Below are 17,888 nucleotides of genomic sequence, written 5' to 3'. Positions count from 1 at the left end.
TCAACTGTAATGAATAGATGTAGAAGTAATAATATGATATAAATCTTAAAATAATGTAGTTAAAATTTCTTATATTTGCTAGGCTAAAAAGTATTTAATTATGTCAGAATCAAAGTTGAAAAGGATAGGGGTTCTTACTTCTGGAGGGGATTCTCCAGGTATGAATGCGGCGATAAGGGCAGTGGTAAGAACAGCTCATTATTATGGTATAGAATGTATGGGGATTAGAGAAGGGTACAATGGGCTTATAGAAGGGAACATGATTAAAATGGGACCTAGATCTGTTAAGAATATTATTAACCAAGGTGGTACAATTCTAAAATCAGCAAGGTCTAAAGAGTTTAGAACAGTAGAGGGGAGATTAAAGGCTTTTGAACAATGCCAAAAGAATGAAATAGGAGCTTTGGTTTGTATTGGTGGAGATGGTACTTTTACAGGAGCAAAAGTTTTCAGCGAAGAGTATGGTATCAAGGTGGTGGGTGTACCTGGAACTATTGATAATGATATCTTCGGTACTGATTTTACGATAGGATATGACACAGCTCTTAACACCGCGGTGGAAGCTATAGACAAAATAAGAGATACGGCAACCTCTCATAACAGAGTGTTTTTTGTGGAAGTGATGGGGAGAGATGCAGGTTTTATAGCACTTAATAGCGGTATTGCTTCAGGAGCTATAGATATTTTGATACCAGAGAGAAAGGATAGTCTAGAGGAAATGTTTGAGAATTTCCATAATGCTCAAAAACGAGGTAAAACATCGTCTATTGTAGTAGTAGCAGAGGGGGAGCAGTTGGCTTCTACCTATGAGTTAGCCGAGAAAACTCAAAAAGAATTCCCTGATTATGATATCAGAGTGGCTATTCTAGGGCATATCCAAAGAGGCGGAATGCCTAGCTGTGCTGATAGAGTATTGGCGAGTAGATTAGGTTATGGAGCAGTAGAAGGGCTTAGAAAAGGTCTTACTAATGTGATGGCAGGTATAAGAGCCAATCAGCTAGTTTTTACTCCAATAGAAGATGCTATTAAAAAGCACAACGAAATCAATCAAGATTTACTGAAGATATCAGAAATTTTGGCGATGTAATTTTTGGGATACGGTTAAAAAAATGTACCTTTATACCCAATAAATTTAGAAAGAAGTAAGTACGAAAATTTAATTTTAAAAATAAAAAACAATGTCAACAATCAAAGTAGGAATTAACGGTTTCGGAAGAATCGGAAGTTTAGTGTTCAACGCAATGATGGAAAGAGATAACATCGAAGTGGTGGGTATCAATGACCTTATCAATGCGGAATATATGGCGTATATGTTGAAATACGACTCTGTTCACGGAAAATTTGATGGAGAAGTTTCTGTAGAGGGGAACGATTTAGTGGTAAATGGTAAAAGAATCAGAGTAACTGCAGAAAAAGACCCAAACAATCTAAAATGGAATGAAGTAGGTGCGGACTATATCGTGGAATCTACAGGATTGTTCTTAACTAAAGAAACAGCTCAGGCTCACATCAATGCAGGTGCTAAAAAAGTAGTTCTATCTGCTCCTTCTAAAGATGATACTCCAATGTTTGTAATGGGAGTTAACCATAAAGATTTAACTGCTGACCAAAAAATATTCTCTAACGCTTCTTGTACTACTAACTGCCTTGCACCTTTAGCAAAGGTGGTTCACGATAACTTTGGTATCGTAGAAGGGTTAATGACTACGGTACACGCTACTACTGCAACACAAAGAACGGTAGATGGTCCTTCTATGAAAGATTGGAGAGGTGGTCGTTCAGCACTTCTTAACATTATCCCTTCTTCTACAGGTGCTGCTAAAGCGGTAGGTAAGGTAATCCCTTCGCTTAATGGTAAACTTACAGGTATGTCTTTCCGTGTACCAACGGCTGATGTTTCTGTAGTGGATTTAACAGTGAGATTAGAGAAAGGTGCTTCTTATGATGAGATTTGTGCCGCTATTAAAGCAGCATCAGAGGGAGAACTTAAAGGTATCCTTGGTTATACAGAAGATTTAGTAGTATCTCAAGACTTTATTGGAGATAAGAGAACTTCTATCTTTGATAAAGATGCAGGTATTATGCTTTCTCCTAACTTTGTTAAATTAGTATCTTGGTACGATAACGAAACAGGTTATTCTAATAAATTAACAGACTTATTAGTACACTCTGCTTCTTTATAATTAAAGAATAAAAATACAATAAAGATAAGCCGTCTCAGTGTGAGGCGGTTTATTTTTTTATCAAAACAAAAAGAATCCGTCTCACAACTTATTGAGGCAGATTTTTATAGGCGCTGGCTTCTAAAACGGGTAATGGTGTTATGATCCACCCTCTGCATGCCCGAGAGCCACATAAAGTTGACATTTTCACGAGTGAGTTTCTCTATCCTTCTGCTGGAGTAGGTATTCTCCATATAGGTGCATAATCTTAAGCATCATTTTAGGATGATAATTTGGATTGCCTTCTTTTTTATACGCCTTAAGTAAAGGTTCAATAGAAATCTTGTCGATGATATTACTGACGACACACACGGGATGGCTCTGGGAAATCAATTCCTCAAAAGTGGAGGAAATAAAAACAACTAAGATTGATTGTATGCTTTAAAGTTTATATATTCGCATGAATACCAGATAAATACATGAAAATAATTCCATGTATCCAAAATTATTGAACCCCATTATATAAAAAAATCCGTCTCACAACTGAGACGGATTCCTGAATTTATTTATTGACTATTATTTCTTTGATTTGGTCTGCCAATTCAGGATTATCTCTCAGGACTTCTTTTACGGCGTCTCTTCTTGGTCTAATTTGGTATCTTTATAACTGAACCAAGAGCCGCTTTTCTTCACAATACCAAGTTCTACGGCTTGAACCAGAATTTCTCCAGTTTTAGAAATACCTTCTCCGTACATGATATCAAACTCTGCTTGTTTGAAGGGCGGAGCAATTTTGTTTTTAATGATTTCCACCTTCATTCGGCTGCCGATGGCTTCATCGCTGTTTTTGATGGGTGCACTGGCTTTTCTGATGTTTATCAAAGACCGTACATAGTACGCCCTTCTTTCAGAAACGGGCTAATCATGATAGGTACTGCACTTCCAGATTTGTCGCTGTATTTTTTTTATCGTATAATTGTATATTCATCGGGATGGGAATCTGGATGCTAGCCTTGTGCTAGGCGACGAAAGTTATTGTTAAAAAAACAAACACCTGAAAAACTAGGGGTGCAAGCATTCAGGCAGCTATTCTTTCCGTGGCGATTCTCCTTCCGAGCATTTTTAAAGAAGAATAATGGAATGAATAATATATTGGAAATCATTATATTAATTGCAATGCTGCTTTTTTTGCTTCAGGCTGAATAAGCACGATATGCTTCAGAAAGATATAAAGCTGAGGAGGCACTATACCTGTTCGTCTGCCACGAATAATGCTGAACTGAAATACTTGCAATCCGAAATAGATGTGCTAAAAAGCAAGCTATATACACTCACGGAACTGAAAAACCACTAGATAATAATATCACATGAAAAACTTAAAACAAACAGGACTAAAGATAGCTTTTGCGTTATCTATACTTATTGGTCCATATTTTTTCGGTCAAAATAATAAATGTATCACTAGCCTTGAAGACTTTCAGTATATGTCTTGGGCTTTTGATCAGCCAAGGCTAGATATTCATGACCAATATGCACAGGGCAAACCTTTTACCAATCATATAGAAAATAAATATTTCTTTACCTACACACCTGTCTACTCCAAAGAAAAAAATAATTGTTTTGTTGGGTATGCTCTAGTGATGGAGAATAGAATAACAAAGAACAGAAGACTCATAGGTATACCTGTTGAAAATCCAAACGAATTTGAAAACTTGTTTAATGAACTCATGAGCTGGACAGATAAAGAAAAAGAGGCATTTATTAAATCCTATATTCTTTTTCAAAATAGACTTACTCCCTAGCTCTGTTGCCTTCCACCTTGTGTATAAAATTATTAATAATGGTGTCCCCTAATTATCCATTAAATAAGTATTTTAAAATATTGAAAGTTAGTTTATTACAATTATAAATCTACTTAGATAGGTGCATTTTGAGTTTAATAATTAATCTAATTATAACAAGTGCTTAAAATGTAGTTAATACTAAGAGGATACTTTTGTGAAAAATTTTAATTATGAAAAAAAGTATCCTTTTTTGTTTAGTTTTTCTGGGTTCATATTTTGGAGCTCAGACAATAGAACCTTACCTACAGGCAGTGACACAAAATTCTGTCTATGTAAATTGGATAGCAGATACTCCAGATCCAGTATCTTTAGTTGAGTTTGGAACAGATCCGTCCTCTTTAGATGTCTCTTCTACGGGGTTCTATACTACCTTTTCTGGAGTAGGATCTTATCATTATTATACGGTAAAGCTTACCGGACTTCAGCCTAATACAAAATACTATTACCGTGTAAAGTATGGTAACAATATCGGCGAGATACTGAGTTTTAAGACATTACCAATAAACGGACAGGCGGCTACTTCAGATGGTCACATTAGATTTTTGGTTTTAGGTGACAATCAGTTGCGCTATGTAGATCGTTTTGATAGACTTGTAGCGGCTGCAAAAAACAAAATAGCAGAAAAATGGGGCGCGGCAAACGATCCTTGTGATAATGTTGCAATGACAGTAATGGTTGGTGATCAGGTAGATACCGGTACACTAGATCATTACAGGAATGTTCATTTTAAGAAAAACAGGGCACTTTCTGGGTATCTTCCTATCCAGACACTGGTTGGGAATCATGAGACTTACGGAACGCTCGGTATACAAGCCTATGAAAAACATTTTATATTAGATGAGATGTCCTATCAAGGTGTTTTTTCTGGTACGGAAAAATACTATGCTAGACAGGCTGGAAATGTACTTTTTATTTGTTTTGATACTGAATATACATCAACAAATGGTGAAGAACAGCTTGCTTGGCTTAAAACCATTCTTAGCAAAGCTAAAGATGATACCACGGTGGAGTGGATTGTCTCTCTTGGACATCGTCCCTATCAAGCAGAGCAATATGTAGGAGATGTATCTGAATGGATAAGAACAAGAGCTTTTCCTGAGCTTTTAGAGTCTGAAAAATTTATACTCCATATAGGGGCACACCACCATCTGTATTCTAGAGGACAGATAAAAAATCATAAAGTCTATAACATCATATCTGGGGGAACGGCTTGGGATCAATACTGGGGAATGAGTACAGAAAAGGATTTTCCTGAAATTCAAAAAACACTTCCAAATTGGATATATCAAATCATTGATATAGATGTCATTAATAAGGAGTTTTCAGTAGAAGCTTACTCCATAGGCAGCAGAAACGGAGAAAAAAATAATGTGCTGGTAGATAGCTTTCATCATAAGAAAAACCAGCCAAAACCAAATAAGCCTTCCATCATTACCGATTTTTCTACGCCTATCACTCAGCCGGCGGATATATTTTCATCGGCTTATTCTTCGCCTTCGTCAGAACCCATCAATACTTCCGAGTTTCTTGTCTCTAAAACAGAAGATTTTTCTAATCCAGTTTTAGAACTGTACAGAGATTATGAAAATCTTTTCGGGAAATTAAATGGTCAGGAAGATGAATCTGCGGATATTAATGCGGGAGAAGATTTGATGAAACTTCACTTAGCAGAAAATCAGCTTAGCAATGGTTATTATTATGTCAAAACGAGACATAGAGATCAAAATTTAGAATGGTCTCCATGGAGCGAGGCAAAGAAATTTCAAATAATAGGAAGTACAGCAACTGAGGCTCCTTCCATCGCTTCAAATTCTGATTATTATAAATTGACAGATAATATAAAGATTACATTTTCAAATGGATCACCATCCTCTTCTGCTTGGGTTGGGATATATCAGCCGTCACAGACCCCTGGAGCTTTGGGTTCATCAAATTATTCATGGGCATGGGAATATACTAATGGCAATATTGCGGGAACTATTTCTTTTGAAAATGTGGGAGTAGCTGGAGGAAATGTAAAGTATTCATTTCTGCCAGGGCGGTATTACGCAGCATTATTTAAAAATTCAGGATATACCATTCTTGCACAAAGTGATTTATTTTATGTAGGAAAAAAACCTGTTTTAAGTACGGATAAAACAGAGTACGCTGCGGGAGAAACCGTTATACTGTCTTACGAAAACTCAGATAAACTCCCAACAGATAAAATTGCAATATTTAAAGTAGGCAAAAATTACGGAAACGGACTTCCGGGGGCAGAGATTCCTGTTACAGCTAGTTCTGCTACTGTAAGTGTGCCGAACCTCAATCCTGGATACTACTATGCAGAATATTATGTAGAGAATACAGATATGACTATTGGGAATAAGGTTTTCTTTAAAGTGGGAAATCTTGTTACAAATCTTATGCTCAATAAACCTCAGTACGAACTAGGCGAAAGTATTGTAGCAAGCTGGACGGATGCCCCCGGAATTGCAAAAGACTGGATAGGAATCTATAAAAAAGGGGATAATCCTAGCACAGACTCTACAGAGGAATCAGGATACAGCTATACATACTTTGATGGACAGCCGGAAGGACAAAAGACTATATCAGATGATGCTTTGCCCTCTGAAGCAGGTCAGTACTTTGCGGTAATCTTTACCAATGATTCTTATACAGAGGTATCCAATAGAGTATACTTTGAAGTAAACGATACCACACTCGGTACGAAAGAAACTCAAACTTCTGATGAAATAAGAATGTATCCAAATCCCTCCAGACAAGGTGAGCCTACTATCATAGAGTCCAGATTTCCAATATCTAAAGTTTCTTTGTTTGATTTGTCAGGAAAATTATTATACGAAACCAATAATGTGAACAACCAAAAGTTTTCCTTAATAAATCAAAATCTACCAAAAGGTGTTTACATAATTGTGATAGAGGGTAGAAAAAGATTTTCTTATAAGTTAATAATTAATTAGTTTGATAACTAATCCCTTTTATGAATCCGTCTCACAACTTATTGAGGCGGATTTTTTATAGGCACTGGCTTCTAAAACGGGCAATGGTGTTATGATCCACTCTCTGCATGCCCGAGAGCCACATAAAGTTGACATTTTCACGAGTGAGTTTCTCTATCCTTCTGCTGGAGTAGGTATTCTCCATATAGGCTAAGCATCATTTTAAGATGATAACTTGGATTGCCTTCTTTTTTACACGCCTTAAGTAAAGGTTCAATAGAAATTTTGTCGATGATATTACTGACGACACGCACGGGATGGCTCTGGGGAATCAATTTCTCAAAAGTGGAGGAAATAAAAACAACTACGACTGATTATATGCTTTAAAATTTATACATTCACATGAATCCAGATAAATACATGAAAATAATTCCATGTATCCAAAATTATTGAACCCCATTATATAAAAAAAATCCGCCTCAGTCGTGAGACGGATTCTATCAAATTTGATATTGAGGTAGGCTTTTTAGTTTTTAATGTAAAGCGCTTTTTTAATTTCCTCTTTTACTTTTTCTAATTTAGGGAACCACTCCGCGAATAACGCTGCCGAATATGGTGCAGGAGCATCAGGAGTTGTAATTCTCTTGATAGGAGCATCCAGGTAGTCAAACGCTTTTTGCTGAACCATATAAGTGATTTCTGAAGCTACTGAACCAAATGGCCAAGCCTCTTCTAGTACTACCAAACGATTGGTCTTTTTAACGGATGCTAAAACAGTATCATAATCTAAAGGACGAACCGTTCTTAAGTCTATCACTTCTACAGAAATACCTTCTTTTTCTAGTTCTTCAGCTGCTTGTAAAGCCAATTTCATAATTTTACCGAAAGAAACTAAAGTAACATCTTTACCTTCTTTTTTAATGTCAGCTTTACCTATTGGAATATAGTATTCTTCCTCTGGAATCTCCATTTTATCACCATACATTTGTTCAGACTCCATAAAAATTACAGGGTCGTTATCTTGTATAGCGGTTTTAAGTAATCCTTTAGCATCATAAGGGTTAGATGGTACTACCACCTTTAGACCAGGGCAGTTAGCATACCAGCTTTCAAATGCTTGTGAGTGTGTAGCTCCTAGCTGTCCCGCAGAACCTGTAGGACCTCTAAACACGATTGGTATATTCCATTGTCCACCACTCATTTGATACATTTTAGCAGCGTTACTAATGATTTGGTCTATAGCTACTAAAGAGAAATTGAAAGTCATAAATTCTACAATAGGGCGGTTACCATTCATCGCTGCACCCACAGAAATCCCCGCAAAACCACCTTCTGCAATAGGTGCATCTATTACTCTTTTAGGACCAAACTCATCTAGCATTCCTTTAGATGCTTTATAAGCTCCGTTGTATTCTGCTACTTCTTCTCCTATAAGGTAGATAGATTCATCTTTACGCATCTCCTCGCTCATAGCTTGTGCGATGACTTCTCTAAATGTATATTCTTTCATTGTCTTTAAGTATTGATATGCAAAAATAGTTATTTTTATTTGATAAGGAAATTTTTGTAAACATTATCTACTTAATAAGTTTTAGCCCAATCCTTTTTCGTACTTCGTCTATTTCTAAAACTTGTACTTCTACAGTTTGGTGAAGTTTTACTACCTCATTAACATCAGATACAAAACCATCGGTAAGTTGGGAGATATGTATAAGTCCACTTTCCTTAATACCAATATCAACAAAGCAACCAAACGCCGTAATATTGTTTACAATTCCAGGTAGAGACAGACCTACTTTTATATCGGCAATTGTTTTAATATTAGGATTAAATTCAAATACTTTAGCTTGTTGGCGAGGGTCTAACCCTGGTTTTTCTAATTCTTTTAAAATATCTTTAATTCCTAAAATTCCCACTTCTGGAGTCGTATATTTCTCTGGGATTATTTTTTGGATTTGCTCTTTGTTGGCAATGAGCTCCTTGGTTTTTAGTCCTAAATCTTTAGCCATTTTTTCTACAGTAACGTAAGATTCTGGGTGTACAGCCGAATTGTCTAACGGGTTTTCTGAGTCTTTAATGCGTACAAAAGCTGCCGCTTGTTGGAATGCTTTTTCTCCCAAACGAGGGACTTTTTTCAGTTCTGCTCTTGTTCTAAAAGCCCCGTTTTCCGAGCGATATTTTACGATATTCTCTGCTATTTTTTCTCCAATGCCAGACACATAGCTCAGTAGAGATTGGCTAGCGGTGTTCAGGTTAACGCCTACGGCATTTACACAGTGGATTACCGTGTTGTCTAGCTCTTCTTTAAGTTTGGTGCTATCCACATCGTGCTGATACTGCCCAACTCCGATACTTTTGGGGTCTATTTTTACAAGTTCTGCTAATGGGTCAGAAAGTCGTCTTCCGATGGATACAGCCCCACGAACGGTAATATCATAGTTAGGAAACTCTTCTCTAGCAATTTTGCTTGCCGAATAGACTGAAGCACCTGCTTCTGATACTACAAACACCTGTAAATCTTTATCAAAGGCTATTTTTTTGATGAATGCTTCTGTTTCTCTACTCGCAGTTCCATTTCCTATGGCGATGGCTTCTACTTGGTAAGCATTAACCATACTACGGATTTTTTTCATTGCAACTCCTGTCTCATTTTGAGGAGCGTGAGGGTAAATAGTTTCGTTGTAAAGCAAATCTCCCTTTTCATCTAAACACACCACTTTACAACCTGTACGGTAGCCAGGGTCTATGGCTAAAATTCTTTTTTCACCGAGTGGAGCGGCAAGTAGCAGTTGCTTAAGGTTTTCCGAAAATATACTAATGGCCTTATCATCTGCTTTGCTTTTGGCTTCTTGTAAAATTTCGTTAGCGATAGAAGGTTCTAAAAGGCGTTTATAGGCATCTTTTATGGCGGTGCTGATGTAGTGAGCAGTTTCGTTATTATTTTTAATGATGCTTTTTTCTATAAAATCAATTGCTTCATCATTATCTATTTCAATTTTAAGTTTGATGAAGCCCTCGTTTTCTGCTCTTAATAGAGCTAACAACCTATGGGAGGGAGCTTTGAGTAAAACTTCGCTCCAATCAAAATATTGTTGATATTTCTGAGCTTCGTCCTCGTTTTCTTTGGCTTTTTTTGTGATTTTACTAGTAATTTTAGCCTGTCGTTGAAACAGTTGTCTTAGGCGTTTTCTTATGAATAGATTTTCGTTAATCCATTCTGCGATAATATTACAAGCTCCATCCAAGGATTCTTGGGCGGTGGATATTTTATCAGAAATATACTTTTGTGCGGTGTGTTCTAAGTGATTAGCGTTTTGAGCCATAATGATTTTAGCCAAAGGCTCTAATCCGCTTTCTCTAGCAGTATCCGCTTTAGTTTTTCTTCTCTTTTTGTAAGGTAGATATAAATCTTCTAATTCTTGTAGGCTAAATGATTGTTCAATTTTTTGTTGAAGTTCAGGCGTAAGGCTATTCTGCTCTTCTATTGATTTTAAAATACTTTCTTTTCTCTTGACGATTTCCTCGTACTGTTTTTGAAGTTTCTGAATTTGTTCTATGGCAACTTCGTCTAAGTTGCCTGTTGCATCTTTTCGGTAGCGAGAAATAAAGGGAATAGTTCCACCTTCGGCAAGAAGAGTTAGTGTGTTTTCTATAGATTTGGGTTGCAGTTGCGATAGAGCCTGTATATATTGTACTAGAGTCATTGTTTTTATTTTTGAATTGGTTGAGATTCAACTGAATCAATTATTTGGTTGAAATAAAGATAGAACTTTATACGCGTTCTAGTTCGTCAGGATTGATTTGAGTTTTAAATAAACCATAATTTACGGTTACTTTATTTTTAGAAATACTCTCAATAGTGCCTACGCTGGTACTTCCTGTAATTCTCACTCGTTGTCCCACTTTTAACCAAACAGCTCTTTCTTTTTGTTTTTTTTCTTCCAATTTTTGATTGGTTTCTTCTATTTTCTCTTTGACTTCTTTCCTTTTGAGCTGTTGAGTGATTTTGCGTTTTATCACTTGTAATTTCTTAGACTCATCTTTATCAGAGCCTAACTTTCGGTATTTCTCCTGTTCTAATATTTTTACAAAATCTTTGACAAGTTCTTTTCTAGAACGCCCATTGATATAGTCTTTAATAAAATTTTCTACCTTATTCCCAAATTGTAATTTTCGGTGTTCTTCTTCGTAGAGTTTTTGGAAGTTAAAAAGTTTCTGCTGTAGTTGCTCGTTAAGTTTTTGCAGATTGTCTCGTTTATCTTCTACCGATTCTTTTTTCTGAGACAAATCTGTTTTTAGTTTTTCTACCTCAAATTTTTCTTGTTGAAGTTTTACGATGGTTTTATCTAAATTAACCACATCTTTCTCTACTTTTCTTTTCGCCGAGCGAATGATGAAAGGTGGAATTTTATTTTTTTCTGCCACTTCAAAAGTAAACGAACTTCCTGCCTGTCCTATTTCTAATTTATAGAGGGGTTCTAGGCTGTTTTCATCAAAAAGCATTGCTGCATTTTGGGCATTAGGGAGTTGTTCTACTACTAGCTTAATGTTGGTATAGTGAGTAGTAATAATAGCAAAGGATTTTTTTTCGTAGAAAAACTCCAAAAAACTTTCCGCCAACGCACCACCAAGTTCGGGGTCGGAGCCAGTTCCAAATTCGTCTATGAGTAGTAATGTATTTTTATCCGCTTTTCTGATAATGTGCGACATTTTCTTAAGTCTAGACGAATAGGTAGAAAGATGGTTTTCAATAGATTGATTATCACCAATATCTGTCATTACTTTATCAAAGAAAAACATCTCGGATTTTGGGTGTACAGGAACTAAAATCCCCGATTGGAGCATAAGCTGTAACAACCCTACTGTTTTTAATGTAATTGATTTACCACCAGCATTTGGACCAGAAATACAAATGATTCTATTATGTTCGGTAAGAGCAAGGGTTTGTGGGAAAATTTCTTTGTTCTCCGCCTTGTTTTGTAACCATAATAGAGGATGATAGGCATCTCTTAGTTTTAGTGTTTGGTGGTCATTAATTTTAGGAAGCACCGCATTTACTTTTTCTGCAAACTTAGCCTTAGCTCTTGTAAGGTCTAGGTCAAAAATATAGTTTTGATAAGACGCTATTTCAGGTTGAAATACAGCTATTTCAGCGGTTAGCTTTCTTAAAATACGGTCTATTTCTTTTTTTTCTTCTTCTAAACTTTCTTTTAGTTTAAAATAATGTTTTACTACAGTTTCTGGTTGAATGTAGGTGATAGAACCTGTCTTTGAAACACCTAAAACTCTACCTTGCACCCTTTTTTTGAAGCCCGATTTTACAGCTAATACCCTTTGATCCTCTATAATGGTTTCTCGGATTTCGTCTAAAAAATCACTTTGAGAATAGACTCCTAAAGCCCTATTGAAATTTTCATTTATGGCTTTTTTAGCTTTTTGGATTTCATATCGGAGTTCTTTTAAAGTAGGAGAGGCATCACTTTTAACCTCTTCAAATCGGTTAAAGACGTGATCTATTTTCTCAATAATTTCTTTTTTGAAATCAAGAGTTTCTATACCTTTCAATAATTCAGGAAAAATCTCCGAATATTGTGGAAAGAACTTTTGGAGTTTTCCGATTTGAGAAGTGATATTTTTAATCTTTATAAAAGCCCTATTTTCTAATCGGAAATTTTCAATAAGCATCAGTTTTAGCTCTGTTTCCACATCTTCATATTCATTGAAAGGAATAATATTTTCACTTTCAAAACTGCTTAAAAATTCAGAAGTTTTTTTTAATGAAATTAAGGCTTCCTCTTTTTTAAGAGGCTTTAAATCCGAAATTTTTTGAGCTATTTTTGAGGAATAGGCGTATGGAATAATTTCCGCTAATAGCTGCGGAAACTCTAATTCTTGTAAACTGTCTTTAGTAATATGCACGGCACAAAAATAAGAAAAATTAGGTTTTCAATATATAGAGTAATTTGAATAGAAAATAAAAAACACTCCTTAGAAAAGGAGTGTTTTTAGTAGCGAAGACGGGAATTGAACCCGTGACCTCAGGGTTATGAATCCTGCGCTCTAACCATCTGAGCTACCTCGCCATTAGAGTGGTGCAAATATAGTAAATAATTACAATAACTACAAAATTATTTTAAATTATTTTCGTGTAAAAATGCACCAAAATTGTTCGGCTTACTCAATATTTTATTATTACTGTCTAATAGGAAATAAGACGGTGTTGCATTGATATTGTAAGTCTCTGTATAGCTAGAGCTCCAACCTTTTAGTTCAGAATCGTTAATCCATGGGAGATTTTTTACAGTCTCCTGATAAGACTCTGCATTGGTATCTAATGATAGACCTATAACTTCTATATTATTGCTTTTCAATTTATTGTAATTTTCTAAAATTAGAGGCAATTCTGCAACGCAGTGAGGACACTCTGAAGACCAAAACAAGATGAGTTTTTTGTTTGATTTAATATCGCTTAGTTTCTTTGATTTAGTATTTATTACACTTTTGGAGAAGGTGTATTCTTTAAAGGTACTCCCTACTAGGGTACTTTTTATATTTTCTAAACTAGACTCTAAATTTTTGTTTATAGAACATTTCAAATTGGAAGCTAATTGAAAGTATTTTTCTTTTTCGGTATTAAATCCATAAGCATCAAATATATCCAATAGTTCTGCCAAAATGGTTTGTCCTCTTGGAGACTCTATATTTACCTTATCTAGTAGGGCGTTTGTTTGAGAAATAACCTGATTTCTAGGAACGGAAGAAATAAAATTAATTAGTACAGGTTTGAGTAAAGAAGAAGTCTCTAGCAGCTCTCCTGTATTCGCTAAAAAGTTTATATAATCATTTTTAGGATCTTCACGATTGAGATACTTAGCATTATCCCAGTAATAGCTTATAAAAGGGTGATTAGAGTAGTCCTTAAGATCACTTTGTTCTAGCTTTTTTATTTCTAACTTTAGAGCTTCATTAAATGAAGAATTATCATTGTATATATCTCTAATTTGCACTAATACAGGTAAGATTTTTTCTTTTTTTTGCTTTTCTTTGATGAGATACTGCATAGTATTGTTAGCCTCATCTAGAAAGTTTATTTTGTTTATAGTTTTGTTATCTGTATCTAGTTTTACACTTATATCTTTATTTTCAGAAATAAAACTGAATGATTTATCATTTTCTGGGAAATAAGCACGCATCATTCCTATATAGCTGTTAGGAATAGTATAACTCCATTTACCATTAGTTTTCTTAGCCTTTCCTGCTATATAATCTTTTGAACCATTGAGGGTATATAAAATGACCTCTTGATTACTGAAAGTATCAGATGCTTCTATATTTACTTTAAATTGAGCAGAGGTTATTCCATACAGAAATATACCTCCTAATAAAATTGTTTTTTTCATAGGAACAAAAATAAAAAAACTCATAGAATTTTCTATGAGTTTTTTACTATAATTATCAGTACTATATCCCTTGAGTTCTAATTCTTCTTGTGTAGAAATGATAGCCAAATATCATTAAAACAGCTATCACAGAAAGTATTAAAACATATATATCTATCGGTGTAGCAGGAGCACCTGGTCCTACAGCACCCACACCTCCTTCTGGAGGAGCTGTTGGAGGAGTGGGTTGAGCGTTAACCCAAACACCAGCTAAGAAAAGCATGAGATAAGTAAGCTTACCTATATAATTTTGAAGATTTAACTTTATTTTCATTTTTTTATTTTTTACTTGATTATTTTTTGTGAAAATTTAACACCTTTTTCAGATACAGCAGTTACCAAATAAGTAGCCTGTCCTGCAGGTAATTTGATTTCAAAAGCAGTAGATGCATCTACATCCTTTTGAGAAGCGATAGTTCTTCCACTCATATCATAAACAACAACATCTGCTTTAGCCCATGTTTGATCAAATAGAACTCTGTGTGTGTTAGAACTAGAGTCAAATACAACTACTGTAGATGATGGTTTTTGTACTTCTACAGAACTTAGTACTTCATTTGCTGGCTTACCATAGTATAATCCGAAATAAGCTGATTGAGATGAAGGTGTTACTGGTAGAGTAGCCCCTTGTCTAAGTTCTGTAAACTTATCCCCCACTTTAATATAGAAAGACTCGTTAGATGTTAATTTGCTAGCTCCTTCCTCTATAGGTTTTGCATTTTCTTTAATATCTACTTTGAAAGAGTGAATTTTATCACTAAAAGTGTACATTGGTATTTCTTTACCCTTGTAAGTTACTTCATTGGCTTCGTTTATATATAACCAATAAGTGGATGATAAACTCTCATCAATTCCTCCAGTAGGAATTTCTTCAAATGTACCCATAAGGTTTCCTGATGCAGCTACTTGGGTGCTAGCACCTGATGGTTGTCCTGTCTGTGCATCACCGTAAACTACATAATAAGTTCTGTCTAGCTCCACGCCATTAGCGTCTAAAGCAATTAGCCCTAACTGCTTAACTGTAGATGAAGTAGACGAAGTGTTATTTATAGATTTACTAGACGATAATGTACTATTAGAAAGTGTTGCTAATTTATCATCTTGCTTAACAGATTGAACTGTAACAGAGTAAGGGGTACCCTCTAATCTAGGGGTGTAAGCAAACCTCCTTAACCCATCAAAATTTAAAGTAGCAGTGTTACTGTCTGTTAATTTGATTACAAATGTTTGCATAGGTCTTATAACCGCATTTACATCTCCTGTAGCCACTCCCGAAGCATAGGTTATGTATTTTGCTGTAGCGGACCAAGTAGCCCCCTGTGCAGTGGAAGTAACTCCTGATGGTTCAATTCTAACCCCTCTTATGTTAGTTATTATTTTACCTAATTGACCTAAATCTAGATTTGTGAAGAACGGATTACCATATTGATAAATATTCTTTCCAAAATTATCTGTCCAAGCGGCAGTACCGTCTGCTATAGCAAAATAATCCTGCCAATATGAATTGTATCTCTCTCTGTATTTATTAGTTGCTGTACCATTTGTTCCAAAATTAATCCCTGCAGCAGCACCTGTCAAAGATTCAGTAATGCCATTAGCGTAAGGAATTCCTTTGATGGTAAAGACTTTTGACGATACATCCAAATTGTTAGAACCTAACATAAAGTAAGAGGTCCCTTTTGAAGTAGTAGCACTAGTAGCAATATTATCCGATACAACCAAGGCATTATTGAACACTAAAATTTCATTTCTAGACCGTCTAGTGTTAGTGAAAGTTTTTTCAAGTTCATTACTTAAAGAGCCTAAGGTTTTTCCAAAGAAAGGCAATGCAACTTGTTGATATGTACCATGCTTTATATCTTTGTATTGTTTGTCTACAATACCTGTGATGTTACCTTGAGTAACCCTTGTATATAAAGTTGCCCATATCTTAAACCTAAGGTTGGCTGCCCATCTGTAATGGTGGATTGAGTCATACGAAGGATAAAGTTGCCCCCGTCTAACTTGTTGCTTCCATCGGTTGTCACAGTTGCAAACTTAGAGTTTGCATCTCCAACTATCATTATGTTACCTGAATTATCTACAACTCCAGTGCCCACCACTTTCACTCCGCCTCCGCTATAAACTAGTGCATTCTCTTTAACATAAACACTAGCCTTATCACCAACATAGGTTATAAATTGTGCTTTTAGGGAAGATACCAATGATAGAGCTCCCAGTAAGAATAAATTTCTTTTCATTATTTTTATGTTTTTCTTTCAATATTATATGGATATAATCGCCGCAAATTTACAAAAAAAACTTAATGTACATGTTGTTAGTATTAATTTATTGTAATTTTATTCTTGGATATTATATCTATATCAAACATGTAATCTTCTAAAACCTTTTCTGTAGTGCCTCTAAGTCCTCTTGCACCTAATCCTTTTTCAAAAGTTTCATCTACAATTTTCTCTAAGGCTTCGTCTGTGAACTCTAAATCTATACCGTCTATTTTGAAAAGAGCTTTGAATTGATTAACAATAGAGTTTTTTGGCTCTTTCATTATTCTTACCATGGTCTTTTTGGTTAGTTGGTCTAAATAAGTAATTACAGGGAATCTACCTAAAAGTTCTGGAATTAATCCGAACTTTCTCAAATCCGTTGAGTTTACTTGTGGCAATATCTGTGCCAAATCTTTTTCGGAATCTAGTTTTTCTTTACTAAAGCCTATGGCTTGTTTGTTTAGTCTCCTTTCTATAATTTCTTTTATACCATCAAAAGCCCCTCCAGCAATGAATAGGATATTTTGTGTGTTTACTTGTATGTATTTTTGGTCAGGGTGTTTTCTTCCTCCTTGAGGCGGTACATTTACAATGCTTCCTTCCAATAACTTTAATAATCCTTGTTGTACACCTTCTCCTGATACATCTCTTGTGATGCTTGGATTATCTGATTTTCTCGCTATTTTATCTATTTCATCTATGAATACAATGCCTTTTTCGGCTTTCTCTACATCGTAATCAGCGACCATAAGAAGTCTAGATAAAATACTCTCTACATCTTCGCCTACATAACCAGCTTCGGTAAGTATAGTAGCGTCTACAATACAAAAAGGGACATTAAGTTCTCTTGCAATGGTTTTCGCTAAAAGGGTTTTTCCTGTGCCTGTTTCACCTATCATAATGATGTTAGATTTTTCTATTTCAACATCATTGTCTTTTTTTGTTGAAGAGTGAAGAAGTCTTTTATAATGGTTATAGACTGCGATGGAAAGTTGTTTTTTAGCTTGGTCTTGTCCGATGACATATTCGTCTAGAGTTTTTTTAATTTCTCTAGGTTTCTTTAGTTCGGAGAGGGTACTTATAGGAGAGAATTCTTCTTTCTGAATATTGTCTTTAACAAATGCGTGAGCTTGTTCTATACAATGTTCGCAGATAAGTCCGTTTTGTCCCGAAACTAACATTTGAACTTCTTTACGATGTCTTCCGCAAAAAGAACACTGGTTATTATTCATAATTT

At 35.3% G+C, this 17,888-nt stretch carries 15 protein-coding genes, 1 tRNA gene and 1 pseudogene; 4 read left to right on the top strand and 13 right to left on the bottom strand.

Annotation, left to right across the window (positions count from 1 at the left end):
* The first annotated feature begins 100 nt into the window (after nt 1-100).
* Both pfkA and gap read left to right on the top strand, forming a co-directional pair.
* The gene (gene pfkA, locus RA0C_RS03945) at nt 101-1,087 is read left to right on the top strand and encodes a 6-phosphofructokinase (protein ID WP_004916922.1); all 987 of its coding nucleotides are present in this window, start codon (nt 101-103) and stop codon (nt 1,085-1,087) included.
* Nucleotides 1,088-1,178: 91 nt separating this feature from the next.
* Complete coding sequence (gap, locus tag RA0C_RS03940; protein ID WP_004916927.1) at nt 1,179-2,183, top strand: type I glyceraldehyde-3-phosphate dehydrogenase; 1,005 nt, start codon at nt 1,179-1,181, stop codon at nt 2,181-2,183.
* Between the two features lie 104 nt (nt 2,184-2,287).
* Here gap and RA0C_RS10660 read toward each other — a convergent pair whose 3' ends face one another.
* Together RA0C_RS10660 and RA0C_RS03935 are read right to left on the bottom strand one after the other, a co-directional pair.
* Nucleotides 2,288-2,416 carry a transposase gene (locus tag RA0C_RS10660; RefSeq protein WP_079206653.1) on the bottom strand — a complete coding sequence of 43 codons (129 nt, stop codon included), beginning with the start codon at nt 2,414-2,416 and terminating at the stop codon, nt 2,288-2,290.
* A 308-nt stretch (nt 2,417-2,724) separates the two neighbouring features.
* Nucleotides 2,725-3,041, bottom strand: a pseudogene (locus RA0C_RS03935) (recombinase RecA); the annotation flags it as partial.
* 488 nt (nt 3,042-3,529) lie between these two features.
* Here RA0C_RS03935 and RA0C_RS03930 point away from each other — a divergent pair.
* Nucleotides 3,530-3,964 carry a hypothetical protein gene (locus tag RA0C_RS03930; RefSeq protein ID WP_004916932.1) on the top strand — a complete coding sequence of 145 codons (435 nt, stop codon included), beginning with the start codon at nt 3,530-3,532 and terminating at the stop codon, nt 3,962-3,964.
* A 212-nt stretch (nt 3,965-4,176) separates the two neighbouring features.
* Nucleotides 4,177-6,969 carry a fibronectin type III domain-containing protein gene (locus RA0C_RS03925; protein WP_004916935.1) on the top strand — a complete coding sequence of 931 codons (2,793 nt, stop codon included), beginning with the start codon at nt 4,177-4,179 and terminating at the stop codon, nt 6,967-6,969.
* Nucleotides 6,970-7,024: 55 nt separating this feature from the next.
* Here RA0C_RS03925 and RA0C_RS10280 read toward each other — a convergent pair whose 3' ends face one another.
* The 11 genes from RA0C_RS10280 to clpX all read right to left on the bottom strand — a co-directional run bounded on the left by RA0C_RS10280 (nt 7,025) and on the right by clpX (nt 17,883).
* On the bottom strand, nt 7,025-7,153 hold the full coding sequence (locus RA0C_RS10280; protein WP_079206649.1) for a transposase: 129 nt from the start codon (nt 7,151-7,153) through the stop codon (nt 7,025-7,027).
* On the bottom strand, nt 7,107-7,283 hold the full coding sequence (locus RA0C_RS10460; RefSeq protein WP_162037648.1) for a hypothetical protein: 177 nt from the start codon (nt 7,281-7,283) through the stop codon (nt 7,107-7,109). The genes RA0C_RS10280 and RA0C_RS10460 overlap by 47 nt, the downstream gene beginning before the upstream one ends.
* Before the next feature lie 191 nt (nt 7,284-7,474).
* Nucleotides 7,475-8,458, bottom strand: coding sequence for a pyruvate dehydrogenase complex E1 component subunit beta (locus RA0C_RS03920; RefSeq protein WP_013446847.1), 984 nt, complete (start codon nt 8,456-8,458; stop codon nt 7,475-7,477).
* Nucleotides 8,459-8,525: 67 nt separating this feature from the next.
* Entirely contained in the window at nt 8,526-10,652 is a 2,127-nt protein-coding gene (locus RA0C_RS03915) for a Tex family protein (protein WP_004916945.1), read from the bottom strand.
* 67 nt (nt 10,653-10,719) lie between these two features.
* Nucleotides 10,720-12,867, bottom strand: a complete 2,148-nt coding sequence (locus tag RA0C_RS03910; RefSeq protein ID WP_004916946.1) for an endonuclease MutS2 — start codon at nt 12,865-12,867, stop codon at nt 10,720-10,722.
* Between the two features lie 90 nt (nt 12,868-12,957).
* A tRNA-Met gene (locus RA0C_RS03905) sits at nt 12,958-13,031 on the bottom strand.
* A 45-nt stretch (nt 13,032-13,076) separates the two neighbouring features.
* Entirely contained in the window at nt 13,077-14,348 is a 1,272-nt protein-coding gene (locus tag RA0C_RS03900) for a peroxiredoxin family protein (protein ID WP_228481888.1), read from the bottom strand.
* 61 nt (nt 14,349-14,409) lie between these two features.
* The gene (locus RA0C_RS03895; RefSeq protein WP_004916956.1) at nt 14,410-14,661 is read right to left on the bottom strand and encodes a hypothetical protein; all 252 of its coding nucleotides are present in this window, start codon (nt 14,659-14,661) and stop codon (nt 14,410-14,412) included.
* 11 nt (nt 14,662-14,672) lie between these two features.
* Entirely contained in the window at nt 14,673-16,214 is a 1,542-nt protein-coding gene (locus RA0C_RS03890) for a T9SS type A sorting domain-containing protein (protein WP_004916959.1), read from the bottom strand.
* A gap of 47 nt (nt 16,215-16,261) precedes the next feature.
* A complete protein-coding gene (locus RA0C_RS03885) occupies nt 16,262-16,627 on the bottom strand; it encodes a hypothetical protein (protein WP_004916962.1) in 366 nt (121 codons plus the stop codon).
* Between the two features lie 83 nt (nt 16,628-16,710).
* Nucleotides 16,711-17,883: an ATP-dependent Clp protease ATP-binding subunit ClpX gene (clpX, locus tag RA0C_RS03880; protein WP_004916965.1), complete on the bottom strand. Its 1,173-nt coding sequence runs from the start codon at nt 17,881-17,883 to the stop codon at nt 16,711-16,713.
* Nucleotides 17,884-17,888 lie beyond the last annotated feature (5 nt).

It is taken from the genome of Riemerella anatipestifer ATCC 11845 = DSM 15868, assembly GCF_000252855.1.
Taxonomy (GTDB): Bacteria; Bacteroidota; Bacteroidia; order Flavobacteriales; family Weeksellaceae; genus Riemerella; species Riemerella anatipestifera.
This window is presented reverse-complemented; position numbering and strand designations above follow the sequence as displayed.

Coding starts and splice junctions, on each gene's coding strand:
- pfkA (WP_004916922.1), top strand. CDS start 101: ATGTCAGAATCAAAGTTGAAAAGGATAGGGGTTCTTACTTCTGGAGGG.
- RA0C_RS03895 (WP_004916956.1), bottom strand. CDS start 14,661: ATGAAAATAAAGTTAAATCTTCAAAATTATATAGGTAAGCTTACTTAT.
- clpX (WP_004916965.1), bottom strand. CDS start 17,883: ATGAATAATAACCAGTGTTCTTTTTGCGGAAGACATCGTAAAGAAGTT.
- RA0C_RS03915 (WP_004916945.1), bottom strand. CDS start 10,652: ATGACTCTAGTACAATATATACAGGCTCTATCGCAACTGCAACCCAAA.
- gap (WP_004916927.1), top strand. CDS start 1,179: ATGTCAACAATCAAAGTAGGAATTAACGGTTTCGGAAGAATCGGAAGT.
- RA0C_RS03885 (WP_004916962.1), bottom strand. CDS start 16,627: ATGAAAAGAAATTTATTCTTACTGGGAGCTCTATCATTGGTATCTTCC.
- RA0C_RS10660 (WP_079206653.1), bottom strand. CDS start 2,416: ATGGAGAATACCTACTCCAGCAGAAGGATAGAGAAACTCACTCGTGAA.
- RA0C_RS03925 (WP_004916935.1), top strand. CDS start 4,177: ATGAAAAAAAGTATCCTTTTTTGTTTAGTTTTTCTGGGTTCATATTTT.
- RA0C_RS03930 (WP_004916932.1), top strand. CDS start 3,530: ATGAAAAACTTAAAACAAACAGGACTAAAGATAGCTTTTGCGTTATCT.
- RA0C_RS10280 (WP_079206649.1), bottom strand. CDS start 7,153: ATGGAGAATACCTACTCCAGCAGAAGGATAGAGAAACTCACTCGTGAA.
- RA0C_RS03920 (WP_013446847.1), bottom strand. CDS start 8,458: ATGAAAGAATATACATTTAGAGAAGTCATCGCACAAGCTATGAGCGAG.
- RA0C_RS03900 (WP_228481888.1), bottom strand. CDS start 14,348: ATGAAAAAAACAATTTTATTAGGAGGTATATTTCTGTATGGAATAACC.